Origin of the sequence: Herbaspirillum camelliae (assembly GCF_001929405.1) — a bacterium.
Lineage (GTDB): Bacteria > Pseudomonadota > Gammaproteobacteria > Burkholderiales > Burkholderiaceae_D > Herbaspirillum > Herbaspirillum seropedicae.
The window spans coordinates 4584883-4601953 of sequence record NZ_KV880769.1; the positions used below are offsets into that span (position 1 = coordinate 4584883).

At 61.5% G+C, this 17071-nt stretch carries 12 protein-coding genes, 2 tRNA genes and 1 pseudogene; 6 read left to right on the forward strand and 9 right to left on the reverse strand.

All coding sequences use genetic code 11. The features are described 5' to 3' along the window. Positions 1-36: 36 nt before the first annotated feature. A complete protein-coding gene (locus BGK68_RS20475) occupies positions 37-1998 on the reverse strand; it encodes an AMP-dependent synthetase/ligase (protein WP_075258598.1) in 1962 nt (653 codons plus the stop codon). A gap of 291 nt (positions 1999-2289) precedes the next feature. Here BGK68_RS20475 and BGK68_RS20480 point away from each other — a divergent pair, with 291 nt between their 5' ends. Beyond that, positions 2290-2946, forward strand: coding sequence for a Crp/Fnr family transcriptional regulator (locus tag BGK68_RS20480; protein ID WP_231944313.1), 657 nt, complete (start codon positions 2290-2292; stop codon positions 2944-2946). A gap of 163 nt (positions 2947-3109) precedes the next feature. Here BGK68_RS20480 and BGK68_RS20485 read toward each other — a convergent pair whose 3' ends face one another. From BGK68_RS20485 to BGK68_RS20500, 4 genes are all read right to left on the reverse strand, one after another. Beyond that, positions 3110-3565, reverse strand: coding sequence for a response regulator (locus tag BGK68_RS20485; RefSeq protein ID WP_075258599.1), 456 nt, complete (start codon positions 3563-3565; stop codon positions 3110-3112). A 269-nt stretch (positions 3566-3834) separates the two neighbouring features. Beyond that, a complete protein-coding gene (locus BGK68_RS20490; protein ID WP_008329401.1) occupies positions 3835-4485 on the reverse strand; it encodes a response regulator in 651 nt (216 codons plus the stop codon). Further along, entirely contained in the window at positions 4486-5949 is a 1464-nt protein-coding gene (locus BGK68_RS20495) for a hybrid sensor histidine kinase/response regulator (protein WP_075258600.1), read from the reverse strand. After that, a complete protein-coding gene (locus BGK68_RS20500; RefSeq protein ID WP_075259924.1) occupies positions 5946-7778 on the reverse strand; it encodes a sensor histidine kinase in 1833 nt (610 codons plus the stop codon). Before BGK68_RS20500 ends, BGK68_RS20495 begins: the two co-directional genes overlap by 4 nt. Before the next feature lie 505 nt (positions 7779-8283). Here BGK68_RS20500 and BGK68_RS20505 point away from each other — a divergent pair. The 5 genes and pseudogenes from BGK68_RS20505 to BGK68_RS20525 all read left to right on the forward strand — a co-directional run bounded on the left by BGK68_RS20505 (position 8284) and on the right by BGK68_RS20525 (position 13185). Next, entirely contained in the window at positions 8284-8763 is a 480-nt protein-coding gene (locus BGK68_RS20505) for a Csu type fimbrial protein (RefSeq protein WP_083657859.1), read from the forward strand. Positions 8764-8957: 194 nt separating this feature from the next. Further along, positions 8958-9704: a fimbrial biogenesis chaperone gene (locus BGK68_RS20510; protein WP_233149368.1), complete on the forward strand. Its 747-nt coding sequence runs from the start codon at positions 8958-8960 to the stop codon at positions 9702-9704. Beyond that, positions 9701-11995, forward strand: coding sequence for a fimbria/pilus outer membrane usher protein (locus BGK68_RS20515; RefSeq protein ID WP_075258602.1), 2295 nt, complete (start codon positions 9701-9703; stop codon positions 11993-11995). The genes BGK68_RS20510 and BGK68_RS20515 overlap by 4 nt, the downstream gene beginning before the upstream one ends. Before the next feature lie 76 nt (positions 11996-12071). Continuing rightward, a pseudogene (locus tag BGK68_RS20520) lies at positions 12072-12491 on the forward strand (Csu type fimbrial protein); the annotation flags it as partial. Positions 12492-12684: 193 nt separating this feature from the next. Then, on the forward strand, positions 12685-13185 hold the full coding sequence (locus BGK68_RS20525; protein ID WP_075258603.1) for a Csu type fimbrial protein: 501 nt from the start codon (positions 12685-12687) through the stop codon (positions 13183-13185). Positions 13186-13684: 499 nt separating this feature from the next. Here the strand turns inward: BGK68_RS20525 and BGK68_RS20530 are convergent. From BGK68_RS20530 to lon, 4 genes are all read right to left on the reverse strand, one after another. Then, positions 13685-13761 (reverse strand) — tRNA-Asp (locus BGK68_RS20530). A gap of 25 nt (positions 13762-13786) precedes the next feature. Further along, positions 13787-13862 (reverse strand) — tRNA-Val (locus BGK68_RS20535). A 49-nt stretch (positions 13863-13911) separates the two neighbouring features. Beyond that, positions 13912-14184: an HU family DNA-binding protein gene (locus BGK68_RS20540; RefSeq protein ID WP_041310791.1), complete on the reverse strand. Its 273-nt coding sequence runs from the start codon at positions 14182-14184 to the stop codon at positions 13912-13914. A 284-nt stretch (positions 14185-14468) separates the two neighbouring features. Continuing rightward, positions 14469-16877: an endopeptidase La gene (gene lon / locus BGK68_RS20545; RefSeq protein WP_013234555.1), complete on the reverse strand. Its 2409-nt coding sequence runs from the start codon at positions 16875-16877 to the stop codon at positions 14469-14471. Positions 16878-17071: the final 194 nt, after the last annotated feature.

Genomic DNA, 17071 nt, shown 5'->3' on the forward strand with positions numbered 1-17071 from the left:
GCTCAGTAGTGCGTCCGGGATGGGACTGCGTGCTGCTCAGGCGGCGCTTTGCAGCGTCTTGAAGGTCTTGGCCTCGGCGATCTTCAGGTCGGCCGAGATCATGCCGTGGCGGCCATCCTCGAACTTGACCTGGGTCTCGATGTACTGCGATGTGTGCCCGGCGTAGAGCGCCTCGATGAGCACCGCGTACTTCTCGGCGATGAAACCGCGCCGGACCTTGCGGGTGCGGGTCAGCTCTTCATCGTCGGGATCGAGCTCCTTGTGCAGGATCAGGAAGCGATGGATCTGCGAATCGGCCAGCAGCGGATCGGCGGCCAGGTCGGCGTTGACCTTTTCCACGCATTCGCGCAGCAGCGCATAGACGGCGGGATTGGCGGCCAGGTCGGTATAGCCGCTATAGGCCAGGTTGCGCCGTTCGGCCCAGTTGCCCACCGCATCCATGTCGATGTTGATGAAGGCCATGCACTGCTCGCGACCATTGCCGAAGGTCACGGCTTCCTTGATGAAGGGGAAGAACTTGAGCTTGTTCTCGATGTACTTGGGCGCGAACATGCTGCCGCTGGCCATCTTGCCGACATCCTTGGCGCGGTCGATGATCTTCAGGTGACCATCGCTGTCGAAGAAACCGGCGTCGCCGGTATGGAAGTAGCCGTTGGCATCGATGGCCTCGGCGGTGGCGTCGGGTCGCTTGAAATATTCCTTCATCAGTCCGGGCGAGCGCACCAGCACTTCGCCGTTGTCGTCGATGCGCACTTCCACGCCCTTCATCGGCCGCCCCACGCTATCGAGCTTGACGTCACCGGAGGGCTGCATGCAGACCGTCACGCAGGTCTCGGTCATACCATAGAGCTGCTTGAGGTTGATGCCCAGCGAACGATAGAAGTCGAACAGGTCCGGCCCGATGGCCTCGCCGCCGGTATAGGCCACGCGCAGGCGCGACATGCCCAGCACGTTCTTCAGCGGTCCATAAACCAGCAGGTCGCCGATGGCGTATTGCAGACGATCCACCAGCGACACGCCCGGCTTGCCATCGAGGATGCGCATGCCGACCCGGCGCGCCACCTTCATGAAACCATGGAACATCTTGCGCTTGAGCCAGCCGGCGTCCTCGATGCGGATCATCACTTGCGTGAGAATGTTTTCGTAGACGCGTGGCGGCGCGAAGTAATAGGTCGGGCCGATCTCGCGCAGGTCCGTCATCACTGTGTTGGGCGACTCCGGGCAGTTCAGGCAGAAGCCGGCCACATGCTGCTGCGCGAACGAATACAGGAAGTCGCCCACCCAGGCCAGCGGCAGGTAGCAGAGGATGTCGTCGTTCTCATCGAGATGATCGAACTCCACCAGCGTGGTGGCCGTGGTGATCATCGCGCGGTGCGAATGGCACACGCCCTTGGGCTTGCCGGTGGTGCCGGAGGTATAGAGAATGATGGCCACGTCGTCGGGCGAGCCGGCGGCGATTTCCTGGTCGAAGAAATCCGGATGCGCGCGCTCGTAGGCCCGGCCCAGTTCCTGCACGCGGGCAAAGGAGAGCAGCTCGGGCTGATGGTAGTTGCGCATGCCGCGCTCGTCGTCGTAGATGACGTGGGCAATGCGCGGCAGGCTTTCCTTGATCTCGAAGACCTTGTCGACCTGCTCCTGGTCTTCGGCCATGACGAAGTCGACGTTGGCGTCGGCGAGCACATAGGCCATGTCGGCCGCCGGGGCGTCCTGGTACAACGGCACGGGCATGCCGCCCAGGGCCTGCGCGGCGCTCATGGCCCAGTACAGGCGTGGACAGTTGTTGCCGATGATGGCCAGGCTCATGCCGCGCCTGAAGCCTAGGGCCGCCAGGCCGCAGGCAAAGCTGCGGACTTCCTCGGCCACCTGGCGCCAGCTCGTGGTCTGCCAGATGCCCAGGTCCTTCTCGCGGAAGGCGGCCCGCTCGGGACGTTGCCGGGCATGCGCCAGCAACAGCCGCGGAAAGGTCGCGGCCTGCTTGTCTTGTCTCGTCTCCACCATCTTCCCACCTTCTTGTGCAGGTTCGAAAGATCCGTCTCATTCACTCTCTTGCGTGAGGAAACGAACCCGGTGTCGGATCAGTCTGTGCTGCCAGGCTTACGCTGCTCTTACTGCGGCAGTCATTATGTCGGGCATGCCAGCTGTCCTGTCTCTGTAGTGGGTCTGGGTTTTTATCCAGCCCTTTTTTGCGATGATAGTAGAGACTGTTATTGCCAGTAGATGTCATCTCACCGACAATTGACAAAACTTTCGATATTGCGACGCATCATCATGGAGACATCAATACGACGCATGCTCGCCAAGAGCATCTGGGCGCAGGCACTGACCGAGGAGCAACTGGCGCGGGTCGAGACGGAAGTGGTCAGCCGCAAGATTCCCGCCGGCGGCTATGTCTGCCGCAAGGGCGATGCGGTCACGCATTGGATCGGCGTGCACGAGGGATTGCTGAAGATGAGCAGCGTCTCTCCCGAAGGCAAGACCGTTTCCTTCGCCGGCATGGCCAACGGCGGCTGGCTGGGCGAAGGCTCGCTGCTCAAGGACGAACCGCGCAAGTATGACGTGGTGGCGCTGCGCGAGAGTGAACTGCTCTACATGCCCAAGGCGACCTACATCTGGCTACTGGACAACAGCATCCCCTTCAACCGCTTCCTGGTCACGCAATTGAACGAGCGCCTGGCCCTGTTCATCTCGCTGGTGGAATACGACCGCATGCTGGAGCCGGATGCGCGGGTGGCGCGTTGCCTGGCGGCGCTCTTCAATCCCTACCTCAATCCGGGCATCGGGCTGAACCTGCAGATTTCGCAGGAAGAAGTCGGCAATCTTTCCGGCACCTCGCGCCAGCGCGCCAACCAGGCCTTGCAGGTGCTGGAAAAGGCCGGTCTGCTCAAGGTCGACTACGGCAGCATCACCATCAACGACCTGGAAGGATTGCGGCAGTTTCCCGGCTGACATCACTGCGGCCCAGCGGCCCACCGGCAGATGGACGAAAAAAAGCGCGGCCCGGGCCGCGCTTCTGTTTTTGTGCTGCTTGCGGATAGTTGCACATAGTTGCGGATAGCTGCGGGTATTTGCAGATACCGCAGCACAGCTCAAGGCTGTGCTGGTGCTGCACTCACGCCCCCGCGCCCTCTTCGTTGCGCGCCGGACGGTTGCGATTGCGCCAGTAGATGCCGGTATCGACCACGGTCCCCATGAATTCCTTGGGATCGGTGGACTTGACCACGTAACCATTGGCGCCCAGCTCATAGCTCTGGTTGATGTCGCGCTGGTCGTCCGAGGACGAGAACATCACCACCGGGATATGCGAGGTGGCGGCATTGGACTTGATGATCTTGAGGAAATCATGGCCGCTCATCAGCGGCAGGTTCAGGTCCAGCAGGATCAGGTAGGGATGCAGGTCGCGGCGCTGGGCGTATTCGCCCTGGAAAAAGAACTCCTCGGCCAGCTCGGCATCGGCAAACCAGGTCAGCTTGTCGGCCAGCTTGCGACTGCCCAGCGCCAGGCGCGTCAGCTCGGCCACTTCGGGGCTGTCGTCAACAAGGATGATGTCGTATTGCTCGATATCCATGGATGGATCGCTTTCTTCGATAAATTTCAAGCCGGAACTTATTGATATTGGTCTGACCACTACGGCCGCCCTATTGCGTTCCGTGCTCCTGTCCACCCCCGTTTTTGCAGCGGCGACACGACTGGCCCGCTTTCGCTGCCCTGCAACATTTTTGTGGCAACCGCACTTGGCTTGAACACTAGTACCGATGCCGCTTTCCGCCCCGTCCGAGGATTATTGCACAGTCGATTTCAAAAAAAATCAGATTTTTCCCTAAAGCCACTTTGCCGTCACTTGTCCGGAGTGGCAATGCCGGTACGAATGGCATAGCGCACCAGGCCCGGCACGTCGCGGATATCCAGCCGTTCCATCAGTTGCGCACGATGGGTCTCGATGGTCTTGGCGCTGACGTTCAACTGGTAGGCGATCTCCTTGGTATTGTTGCCTTCGGCAATCAATTGCAGGATTTCGCGCTGGCGCGGCGTGAGCACTTCCACCGGCGTGCCGTTCTGGGCCACGCGCTTCATGTAGTTGTCCAGCGCCTCGCGGGAGATATGCGAATCGAGGTATTGGCGGCCATGCTTGACCTCATAGAGCGCCTTCTCCAGTTCTGTTGCGGCCGAATCCTTGAACAGATAGCCATTGGCGCCGGCATTCAAGGCCTGCATCACGTATTCCTCGCTGCCATACATGGACAGCATCAGGAAACGGATGGTCGGATACTCGCCGCGCAGGCGGCGCAAGGCTTCCAGACCGTTCATCCCCTTCATGGCGATATCGAGCAGCACCAGGTCGGGCTTGAGCTGGGGAATCATCTCGATGACCTCGGCCCCGTCGGAGGCCTCGCCCACCACCTCCACCCCTGGCATGGCCGTCAGCAATGCCTTGATACCGCTGCGCACCAGCGCGTGGTCGTCGGCCAGCATGATTCGAGTAAGCATTTATATCCTCCTGACAATGGGGGCGACCGGCAGGTGCATGACGATTTCCGTCCCTGCGCCAGGCGCTGAAGTGATATCCATGGAACCGCCCACCAGCACGGCCCGCTCTTCCATGTTGAGCAGGCCGAAGCTGGTGCCGGAAATGGCGTTGCTGCGCGCGCGTTCGATGTCGAAACCTTTACCGTCATCGCGAATGCTCAGGTAGACCTGGTCGTGCTGGCGGTCGATCTTGACCCAGATGTTCTGGCAGCGGGCGTGGCGCAGGATATTGGTGACGGCTTCCTGCACGATGCGAAAAGCGGTGTTTTCGATGTCGTGGTGCAATTGTTCGTCGTGACCGCTGCTCTCGAACCAGCCGTTGACGTTGGCCAGCTTGGACTTCTGCTCCACATAGGAACGCAGGGCGGCGATCAGTCCCAGGTTGTCCAGCTGCGGCGGGCGCAGGTCCAGCGAGAGGCTGCGCACCTGGGCCAGCACGGCGGTGACGATGTCGATGCCGTTCTGCAGCGACGGCCCTTCCAGGGAGCCCATCTTCTTGATGGTTTCCAGATTGATCTTCAGCGCGGTGAGCGACTGCCCGACGTCATCATGCAGGCCGCGCGCCAGGTGCTGGCGCTCGCGCTCCTGCACCTCGATGACGCGCGAAGAGAGCAGCTGCTGGCGCTGGATGGCCAGCTCCAGGTCGCGGCGCGACTGTTCGCGCTCGGTGACGTCGATGGCCAGCCCGGCCACCATGTCGCCCTTGCCTTCACCGCTGATGGGAAAACGCACCACGTCGAGGATGCGCGCATTGTGGTTGTGATCGAACACGGTTTCCTGAGTGTGCAGTTCGCACTTCTCATCGAGCACCTTGCGGTCATTTTCCTGCGAGGCGGCGGCCGCGCCGCTGCTCATGAGTTCAAGGTCGGTCAGGCCATCCATGTCGCCCGGAGTCATGCCGTAGAAGGCCGATTGCGCCGGATTGACGTAGCTGTAGCGCAGCTGCGCATCCTTGATCCAGGTCGGCATCGGCGCGGCATTCATGAAGGCATTGAAGCGCGCCTGCATCTCGCGCAGGGCCTGAGCGCTGGCGCGCTGCTTGCGCCGCGCCTGGGCGTCGCGCAGCTCGCGGTCCACCGCGTGCGGCAGGCGACCGATGGCGCTCTTGAGGAAATAATCCTGGGCGCCGGCCTTCATGACCTCCACCGCCGTCTGCTCGCCGATCACGCCGGAGACGATGATGAAGGGGGTCTGGTCGTTGTGCGCCTTGACCAGTTTCAAGGCTTCCACGCCGCTAAACATGGGCATGGAATAGTCGGAGATAACGATGTCCCAGGGCTGGGCCTGCAAGGCGGCCAGCAGCGCCTGCTCGTCGTCGACGCGCTCCCAGGCGGGCTCGAAGCCGCCGCGCTTGAGTTCGCGCACCATCAGGAAGGCGTCTTCTTCCATGTCTTCGACAAACAGCACTCGCAGCGGAATACTCATGGACGTGCGGCCTCATTGGTGAAGGTGGATGATCCGCTGCCGGCCTCGCGACGCTCCACCAGGCTGGGCGAGAGGCCCTTGCGCGGCAGCGAAAAGTAGAAACTGGCGCCTTCGCCGGGCTTGCTCTGCGCCCACACCCGGCCGGTGTGGCGGATCACGATGCGCTGTACCAGCGCTAAGCCGATGCCGGTGCCGGCATACTCTTCCTGGCGGTGCAGGCGCTGGAAGGTGCCGAAGAGCTTGTGCGCGTAGCGCATGTCAAAGCCGACCCCATTGTCATGGATGCCGTAGATGTATTCCTCCGGCTCCACCTGCATGCTCACGCGCACCGCTGGCTGCTCGCTCTTGCTGCTGAACTTGACGGCGTTGCTGAGCAGGTTTTCCCACACCTGGGTAATGAGCCCGCGATTGGCCACCGCGCCCTCCAGAGGCGGCACATCGAACCGGACATTGGGATTTTCGCGGCGCAATCCGGCAATCACCTGTCCCACCACATCGTCCATGGAGAAACGTTCCAGCGTGAGTTCTCCGGTGGTCGACTTGGCCAGCTTCAACAGGTCGTTGATCAGTTCATCCATCTTGCGCACATTGCGGCGGATCACCTGCAATTGCTCGCGGCCCTTCTCGTCGATGGCGTCGGCGTAATCTTCTTCCAGGATCATGGCGTAACCGGAAATGGCGCGCAGCGGTGCGCGCAGGTCATGCGAGACCGAATAGGAAAAGCTTTCCAGCTCCTTGTTGACGCTGTGCAGGTGCAGGGCCTGGCGCTTGAGGTCGGCATTGAGGGCCTCGATCTCTTCTTCGGCGCGCTTGCGGTCCGAGATGTCGTAGATGACGGTGCGGCTGATGAGCTTGCTGCGGTCGCGGCTAGGAACGGCAGTGGCGTTGACCAGCGCGGTGAATTCGCTGCCATCGGCGCGCCGGTAATTGAGGTCGATGCCGCTGATCTCGCGCTTCAACATGAACTGTGGCTGCAGTTCGCGCAGATAGCGCTCGGCACTGGCCGGGGCCAGCAGGTCGGTATGGGTCATGCGGCCCACCACCTGTTCGCGGGTATAACCGAGCCACTTCAATTCGGTGTCGTTGATCTTGATGATCTTCTTGTCGCTCTCGTCCACCGAGTGGTAGCCGCAGGGGGCGTTGTTGTAGAGGTCTTCGATCTCGTCGGAATAGGCCTGGGCGCGCTGCTGCGCATCGATGCGACGATCCATCTCGCGGCGCAGCTTGCTGTAGACCAGCACCAGCAGGGCCATGCTGAGCAGGCTGCCGCTGACGACCATGAAGATGGTGAGGTCGGCGCTGGCGCTGGTGTCCTGCGAACGCTTGGCCAGCAAGGCGTTTTCATTGCCTTTCATCTCGGCAAACCGTCTGCGGATCTCGTCGCTGAGGGCCTTGCCTTCGAGCACCCGTTCACGCGCCTGCTCCGGCTTCAAATCAAGGATCTCGCGCGACAACGCCAGCCTCTGGCTGACCAGTTCATCGGTACTGTCCAGCAGCTCGAGCTGGCGCTCGTTATCGCTCATGAGCCGGCGCAGGTCCTGCATCAACGCCTGCACGTGCCGTACTCCCGCTTCAAAGCTGGTGCGGTACTCTTCGTTGCCCGACAGGACATAGCCACGCGAGTTGCCCACGGTCTCGCGCAAGGCGGAATTGGTTTCTTCCAGGACATTGATCACGGTATGGGTATGCTGCAGCCACACGGCGCGCTGCTCGAAGTCGCGCACGCTGTGATAGGAGAAGCCCGCCACTCCGATGGACAGCAGCAAGGCCAGCAGGAAGAAGATGCCGGTGCTGGCGCGCGCCAGCTGGCTTTGTTTGGTGATCGGCATGTTCGAATTGGCAGCAAGTTCCGACAGCGTGAGGTTCCGCAGCCTGCCCTGCACCGCCGTTGCGGTCGCCGCGCAGCACAGGCATCTGCAAGTTCCTCGATGTCCCGGAATGCTGGCGAGAGCGGTTCCGGCATTGCCGCGCTTGGTCCCTTTCCTGATCCAGTTACGTCATTTTCTTGAAACCTGGTTACCGAGAACGCAAACACATGGCGTCTGCCTGTGCTGAGCCGGGACTGCGATGAAATCCCCCGATGACCGTGCCGCGCGACCGAGGCCGCGCATCTACCTCTGTTCTTGCCGGGTGCGACTGGCCGATACCGCCGCCCGCGAAATTAGGCAATATGTTTGCAATTAGTCAGCAAATTGCCTTAACTTCATTTAAATTTTCAAATGAAAGTGTGGTTTGCCGGCACTTTCACGAGGTCTTTATTCGAATTAATTCTATAATAGTATCAAGTTTTTCCTGATGCCAACCGCCTGCATATCAGCAATATAACCAAGCAGTATGACCATGAAGACGTCCCCGCTCCTGTTGCTTCTTGCTGCCCTGCCGCTGGCTGGGATCGGCAACGCGCTGGCGGCCGCTCCGACCGGCAATCTGGAAATTTCCGCCATCGTCACCCAGCAATGCAGCGTCCAGAGTGCGGCGCTGCCGTTTGGCGTGTATCGCTCCAGCGCCCTGCAGCAAAACGCCCAGATCGGCGTCACCTGCTCCAACGGCACCAGCTACACCGTGGGCCTGGACCAGGGCGCGACCGGCACGGCCAATCGCAGGATGGCTAGCGCTGACGGCGCCAGCTGGATCGACTACGGCCTCTACCAGGACGCCGCCCGCACCACGGCCTGGAACACGGGCAGCGCCGCCGTCGCCGGGGTCGGCACCGGCAACGCCCAGAGCTTCCCGGTCTACGGCTACGTCCCGGCAGGTCAGTCGCCCCGTGCCGGCGCCTATAGCGACGTCGTCTCCATCACCCTCTCCTACTGAACTGCGCGCTGCCGCAGTGCTGTGCCTTGCTGCCTCGGCAAGGCTACCTCAAGTCACGCCGGCTCAAGTCAATAGTTAATTTTTGCGCAAATATTGTGGTTCAAGCGCAACTTTGACTATTACTTAACTTACGTTTGCCTTTACTCTACCAAGAACTGACGAAGAGCTGACAACCCGATTGGAGATTTCGCAGCGTGACGAGATCCGCTTCCCTGTGGCGTTCCTGCGCCGAGTATTGCGTCCGATATTGCGTCCTGGCCTGCCTGGCGACAGCGGGGGCCCTCCAGCCCGCGCAGGCATCCAATTTCGAGATTGCACCGGTGGTGCTCGAGCTCTCCTCTGCGCGCACCGCAGGGGTGATCAAAATCGTCAACAACGACAATCACAATGTCTCGCTGCAGATCCGGGCCTACGAATGGACCCAGGTCGACAGCAAGGATGAGCTGCAGCCTACCCAGAACCTGATCATCAGCCCGCCGGTGTTCAACCTCGCGCCCGGCGCTTCGCAAGTCATCCGGGTGGTCTCCCGCCAGGCCGCCGGCGCCAGCGAGATTGCCTTTCGGCTGCTGATCGATGAGATCCCCTCCAGCAGCGAGGGAGCGCTCATCAGTTTCAAGTTCCGCATTTCCATGCCGGTGTTCATTGCGGCCACCGCGACTCCTAAACTTCAGCTTGACTACCAGTTACACGCAGGCAAGCCAGCCCGGCTGATGGTGCAAAACAGCGGCAATCGCCGCGCCCGCCTGCTGGACCTGGCCCTGACGCTACCCAACGGCAAGAAGATCAACGCCCCGGCCGGTGGCAATCCCTACACCCTGGCAGGGCTCACCCGCCAGTACCTGATCGACACGGAGACCCCGCTGGCCGCTGGCAGCAAAGTCAAGTTGACTGCGAACAGCGATGCCGGGCCGATTGATGCCGAACTGACCGTTGCGCCTTGAGACGCCTGCCGCTCTGGCTGCTGCCCTTGATCCTGCTGCTGCCCTGCCTGCCGGGCTGGGCCGCTGAACCGGGCGACGAGCTGTTGTTGCTGGAGGTCGCCATCAACGGGCGCGACACCAACCTGGTGGCGCAATTCACGCGCCGCCAGCGGGAGCTGTATGCCAGCGCCGCAGAGCTGCGCAGCCTGAACCTGCGCGTGGACGGCGGAGATGACGAGCTCATCGCCATCCGCGCCCTGGCCTCGCGCATCCAGCTCGACGAAGCTGCCGCCAAGGTCAACCTGGAGATTGCACCGCGTTTCATGAACATCACCGACATCGAAGCCAACAGCGCCACGGCCAGAGTGGCGCTCTCGCCCGGTGCACAGGGCGCCGTGCTGAACTACGACGTGCTGGCCAGCTCCGGCCAGGGCCAGCACGCGCTGGGCGGACTGTTCGATGCGCGCTGGTTCTCCGGCAGCGCTGTCGTGAGCTCCAGCGCCCTGGGCTACACCGGCAACAGCGGCGGCGTCTCGGCGCGACTGGAAAGCACCTTGACCTATTCCCAGCCGGCCAGCCTCACGCGTTACCGCCTGGGCGACGTCATCAACAGCAGCCTGGCGTGGAGCCGCTCGGTGCGGCTCGGGGGATTCCAGTACGCCTCGGATTTCAACCTGCGTCCCGACCTGGTGCGCTTCCCTACGCCCTCCTTGGGCGGGGAAACGGTGGTGCCGTCGACGGTCGACCTGTTCGTCAATGGCGTGCGCCAGTTGTCGCAGCCGGTGCCGCCCGGCCCGTTTGAAATCCGCCAGCCGCCCATTGCCAGCGGCGCGGGGCAGATTGCCGTGGCGGTGACCGATGAGCTGGGACGGCAGACCTTGCGCACGGTGAATTTCTACGCAACGGACCGGCTTCTCAAGCCCGGCTTGTCCTCCTATTCGGCCGAAGGCGGCTGGGTGCGCCGCAATTACGGGCTGCGCAGCAATGACTATGGACAATTCGCGCTGTCGGGAACAGCGCGCCACGGCGTGAGCGACTGGCTGACTCTGGAGGGTCACGCCGAAGCCATGCACGACCTGAGGTTGGGGGGCGGCGGCGCCGTCTTCAACCTGGGCAACCGCGCCGTGCTGGCTTCGGCGCTATCGGCCAGCAGCGCGGCCAGCGGCTCGGGCCAGCAGCTCTCGCTGGCGATCGAACGCAACGCCGATCCCCTGAGCCTGTCGCTCAGCCGCACCCAGGCCACCCGCGACTACCAGGACATTGGCGCCCTTCAGGGTGCGCCCGTGTCCCGCAGCGCCACCGTGGCCACCTTGGGCATGAACCTGGGCAGCGCTGGCTCCTTGAGCATGGCGTATGCGCGCAGCAAGAGCCCGCTGCTGTTCACCGACCTCGGCACCACGGGCCTGGCCGACAGTGAGACCTTGACGCTCACCTACTTCAAGTCGCTAGGCAGCACGGCCAGCATGTACCTGACCGGCTACCGGGATTTCCGCAACAGCGGCCATGGCGTCTCGGTGGGCCTCATCATTCCCTTGGGCGGGCGCGATGTGGTCGGCGCCAGCGTGAACAACAACAATGGCCAACGCACCGCCTCGCTGCAGGCCAGCCGTTCCACGGTCGCCATCGGCGACCTCGGCTGGCAGTTGCAGGACACTGAAGGCAGTTATCAGCAACGCCTGGCCCAGGTGAACTACAAGAGCCGCGTCGGCAGCTTCAGCGCTGGCGTCTCACAGGGCGGCACCATTTCCAGCCAGCGCCTGGGTGCGCGCGGCGCGCTGGCCTTCATGGATGGCGGCGTCTTCGCCTCGGACTGGATCGACGACAGCTTCGCCGTGGTCAATGCCAGCGGCGTGAAGAATGTCGGCATCTACAACGAGAACCGCTACGCCGGACGCACCGACGACAATGGTCAGTTGCTGCTGACCGACCTGCGCGCCTACGATGTCAACAAGATCTCGGTGGACGTCCTGGACCTGCCGTTGACCTTGCAACTGGATCAGTCCGACCAGTACGTCAAGCCGCGTGATCGCTCCGGCGTCATCGTCCATTTCAATGCACGGCGCGCCTCGGACGTGACGCTCACCCTCAAGGATGCGACCGGCAACTATATCCCGATCGGGTCAAGCATCCGGGTCAGGGAAACGGGCCTGCAGGCACCCGTGGGCTACGATGGCGTGAGCTATCTGCAAGAGCTGGCGCCGCTCAATACGCTGGATGTATTGCTGCCCTCCGGCGACCAGTGCCATGCCACGCTGGTGCCGCCGGTGCGCACCGAGGGGGGGATGGCCAATGAAGTGGTGGTGTGCCGATGAATGTCGTCTTTGCCAGGGAGCCCGCATGAGAATCGCCAGCGCCGCGATACTGGCCCTGCTGCTGGCCGCCTAGACGCCTGCGGGTGCGCAGCAGGTATGCTCGGCGTCGTCCAGTCCGGTCTCCTTCGGCCTCTACGATCCGCAATCCAGCGCCACCATCGACAACGCCGGCAGCATCAGCGTGACCTGCCAGGCGACGGTGTCGCTATTGATGGCCTACACGGTCAAGCTCAGCAGCGGCAACAGCGGCGCACTGACGCAGCGCAAGATGCTCAGTGGGGCTACCAGCCTGAACTATCAGGTCTATACCGATGCGGCCCGCAGCAGCATCTGGGGTGACGGTTCCTCCGGCACCAGCTTCATCACCGACGGCTACCTGTTGCAGGTGCTCACGCCGGTGGTGAAGCACTACACCGTCTATGGACGGGTGCCCGGCAGCCAGAATGTGAAGGCGGGTAGTTACCTGGATACGCTTACCATCCTCATCACCTACTGAAGCGTGGCACAGAGGACAGGTCTGCTGCATGTTTGCCACGCATCAGGTTTTTCCCGAGGAGTATTGGCAGGTTCTTAAGGAATACCCGGATGTTGTCTCCTCGGCCCTGCCGCTAAAGTGTCTCCATACCAGCTGCACAGGGAAGTTCACGCAAGGGGCGCGAACGGGGCAGCCAGACATCAGGAGAACCAACATGTTCGTTACCAAGAAAAACCGCTTCATCGCCGCTTGCGTGGCTGCCGCTACCCTGACCTGCGCCGCTCCAGCTTCTTTCGCAGCAACGGCCAGCGCCTCCCTGACCATCAGCGCTTCAGTGGTGGCTTCCTGCACCGTGGTGGGTTCTTCGATCGCCTTCGGTGCCTACAACCAGACCGTGGTGAACCAGACCGGCAGCATCACCGTCCAGTGCACCAACGGCACTGCCTACAACGTGGGTCTGGATGCCGGCACCGGCACCGGTGCTACGGTAGGCAACCGCAAGATGAGCGCGTCCGGCGGCGGCACCCTGAACTATGCCCTGTACCGTGACTCGGCCCGCAGCAGCAACTGGGGCTCGACCATCGGCACCGACACCCTGACCGGCACCGGCAGCGGTCTGGCCCAGACCCTGACCGTGTACGGCCAGATCCCGGCCGCCCAGACACCGCTGGCCGGCTCCTATTCGGATACCGTGACCGTGACACTGACCTACTGAATCAATGAATGGCTGATGCCAGGCCTGGCGCGCTTTTGACGCAAGGATCACGGCGCCGCTATCGCACTGCACCTTGACGCCCAGGCAAGGCGGGGATTACAACATCAGCTATACGCAATACCGGGGAAACCGGAGGGGGTGGACGGTGTACTTCATGAAGAAGTACACCGTTTTTTTTCGTCCTGATCCGGGGGCGCTGGTTGTTGCGTGCGAGATGGCCGCCGTCCCGAAAGGATTGCGTGGAGGATCAGCCCTGGATCAAGGACCCGGCTGGACGCAGCTTCTGCTACGCAAAAACAAAAACGCCCCGTTCTTGCGAACGAGGCGTTTTTTCTGGCGCAGCGGCAGGGGCTCTCCTACACAAGCGCAGGCCGCGGAATCGCTTGCAAGCGATTCCCTTCTCGCCCCGCCGGGAGCCGCGCAGGCGGCTCCCTCCGCTCCGCAGTTTTTGCTGCGCAAAAACAAAAATGCCCTGTTCTTGCGAACAGGGCATTTTATTTGGCGGAGCGGACGGGGCTCGAACCCGCGACCCCCGGCGTGACAGGCCGGTATTCTAACCAACTGAACTACCGCTCCTAAACTGGTGCTGACCGCAAGATGCTGGTGGGCGCTGAGAGGCTCGAACTCCCGACCTAAGCCTTGTAAGGGCTCCGCTCTACCAACTGAGCTAAGCGCCCGGCAACCTTAACAGTCTCGCTGCATTGTTACCTCAGCAACGAAAGAACATTATTTTATAGCATCTTTTAAAGCTTTGCCAGCTTTAAATTTCGGAACCTTTGCTGCCTTGATCTTGATCGCTGCGCCAGTCTGCGGATTGCGGCCGGTGCGGGCTGCGCGCTTGCCCACGGCGAAAGTGCCGAAACCCACCAGCGTCACCGTGCCATTCTTCTTCAGCGTGGTCTTTACTGCACCAATGAATGCGTCTACTGCACGTCCCGCGGCTGCCTTGGAAATGTCTGCTTCGCCGGCAATGTGTTCAATCAGTTCGCCTTTATTCACTTACGCCCCTCGAACAAGTAATTGTTTGATTTCATTTCAAGTGACAGCGTGCGACCAAACGACAGAGCCCCCTCACCGTCACTTGCCTTGCGGAAAAATTCCGCAGCGCGTATTAAACAAGCCGCTAACCCAGGTGTCAAGCGAGTTTGCGGCCTATGCCGCGATTTTCAGTGAGCTTCTTTATCGCTTGGTCAACAAAACCTTGGGGAACCCCAGCATATAAGAAAAAAGCGCCTCCAAGGAGGCGCTCTTCACTACTACTGAGACGAAGATGAAGGATAAGCTCAATGCTTCACGACCGGGTCCGTCGCCCCTTCCTTGGGTGCCACCGCCGCTTCGACGATCGCCTCGTCTTCACTGAGGGGCACCGGCTGCCGTTCCAGGGCGACTTCCAGCACCTTGTCGATCCAACGCACCGGGATGATCTCCAGCTTGTTCTTCACGTTGTCCGGAATCTCGGCCAGATCCTTCACGTTCTGCTCGGGAATGAGCACGGTCTTGATGCCGCCGCGATGCGCCGCCAACAGCTTTTCCTTCAGACCGCCGATGGGCAGCACTTCGCCGCGCAGGGTGATTTCACCCGTCATGGCCACGTCAGCGCGCACCGGGATGCCGCTGAAGATGGACACCAGCGCCGTCGTCATGGCGATACCGGCAGACGGACCGTCCTTGGGCGTCGCACCTTCCGGCACGTGGATGTGGATGTCGCTCTTCTCGAACACTTCGTTCTTGATGCCGAGCTTGCGGGCACGGCTGCGAACGACGGTGCGTGCAGCTTCGATCGACTCCTTCATCACATCGCCCAGCGTACCGGTGCGGATGATCTGGCCCTTGCCGGGCATGTTCACCGCTTCGATGGTCAGCAGGTCGCCACCCACCTCGGTCCAGGCCAGGCCAACTACTTGGCCGATCTGGTTTTCCTTCTCGGCGATGCCGAAGTCGAAGCGACGCACACCCAGGAACTTGTCCAGATTGCGCGAAGTGACGGTGACCTTCTTTTCCTGCTTCTTCAGCAGCAAGAGCTTCACCACCTTGCGGCAGATCTTCGAGACTTCGCGTTCCAGCGAGCGCACGCCGGCTTCACGGGTGTAGTAGCGGATGATGTCGCGGATAGCCGATTCGGCCACGCTGATCTCGCCTTCCTTCAGGCCGTTGTTCTTGATCTGCTTGGGCAGCAGGTAACGCTGCGCAATGCTGGTCTTCTCGTCCTCGGTGTAACCCGACAGGCGGATCACTTCCATCCGGTCCAGCAGCGCCGGCGGGATGTTGAAGGAGTTCGAGGTCGCCACGAACATCACGTCCGACAGGTCGAAGTCGACTTCGATGTAGTGGTCGGAGAAGGTGTGATTCTGCTCCGGATCCAGCACTTCCAGCAGGGCCGACGACGGATCGCCACGGAAATCCATGCCCAGCTTGTCGATTTCATCGAGCAGGAACAGCGGATTGCGCACGCCGACCTTGGACAGGCTCTGCAGGATCTTGCCCGGCATGGAACCGATATAGGTACGGCGGTGACCGCGGATCTCGGCCTCGTCACGCACGCCACCCAGGGCCATGCGCACGAACTTGCGGTTCGTCGCGCGGGCGATGGATTGGCCCAGCGAGGTCTTGCCTACGCCCGGCGGACCGACGAAGCACAGGATCGGCGCCTTCAGCTTATCCACGCGCTGTTGCACGGCGAGATATTCCAGGATACGTTCCTTGACCTTCTCCAGGCCATAGTGATCGCCTTCCAGCACCTTCTCGGCGTTGGTCAGATCATTGTTGACCTTGGACTTCTTCTTCCAGGGCAGCGCCACCAGGGTGTCGATGTAGTTGCGCACCACGGTGGCCTCAGCCGACATGGGCGACATCAGCTTCAACTTCTTCAGCTCGGACTGGGCCTTTTCCAGGGCTTCCTTGGGCATCTTGGCCGCAGCGATCTTCTTTTCCAGCTCTTCCAGATCGGCGCCGTCTTCGCCTTCGCCCAGTTCCTTCTGGATGGCCTTGACCTGTTCGTTCAGGTAGTACTCGCGCTGCGACTTTTCCATCTGGCGCTTGACGCGCCCACGGATGCGCTTTTCCACCTGCAGGATATCGAGTTCGCCTTCCAGTTGGCCGAGCAGGTGCTCGTAACGCTTGGCGACGTTGAAGATCTCCAGGATCACCTGCTTCTGCTCCAGCTTCAGCGGCAGATGCGCGGCGATAGTGTCGGCCAGGCGACCGGCGTCGTCGATGCCAGCCAGCGAGGTCAGGATCTCGGGCGGGATCTTCTTGTTCAGCTTCACGTACTGGTCGAACTGCTGCACGATGGTGCGACGCATGGCTTCGACTTCGGCATCATCGCCCTGCTCGGATTCCACCGGGGTCAGGTCGGCGACGAAGTGGGTGTCCAGTTCGCTGATGTGATGGATGCGTGCGCGCTGCGCACCTTCGACCAGCACCTTCACGGTGCCGTCGGGCAGCTTCAGCATCTGCAGGATGTTGGCCACGCAGCCGATTTCGTAGATGTCTTCAGCCGAGGGCTCATCCTTGGCGGCCGCCTTCTGCGCCGCCAGCATGATGCTCTTGCCCTGCTCCATGGCCGCTTCCAGCGCCTTGATCGACTTCGGGCGGCCGACGAAGAGCGGAATCACCATATGCGGGAAGACAACCACATCCCGTAAGGGCAACAGCGGCAATTGCGATTGTTCTGTAAGTATCGGAGTCGTCATGGCGGGCCTTATCAATAAGTACTGTGAATGATGTTGGCACGAGTGACCAAAACACAAGTCCGGCTGACTAAAAATTCACCGGCTGCGCGTTGTCATGATCGCAACAAAATAAAAAAGCCACACGCGAAGCTAGCTCCGGGTGGCTTTTCGATGGAAGCCAGATAATGTGCGCCGGTTTATTTTACCGTGTTTGC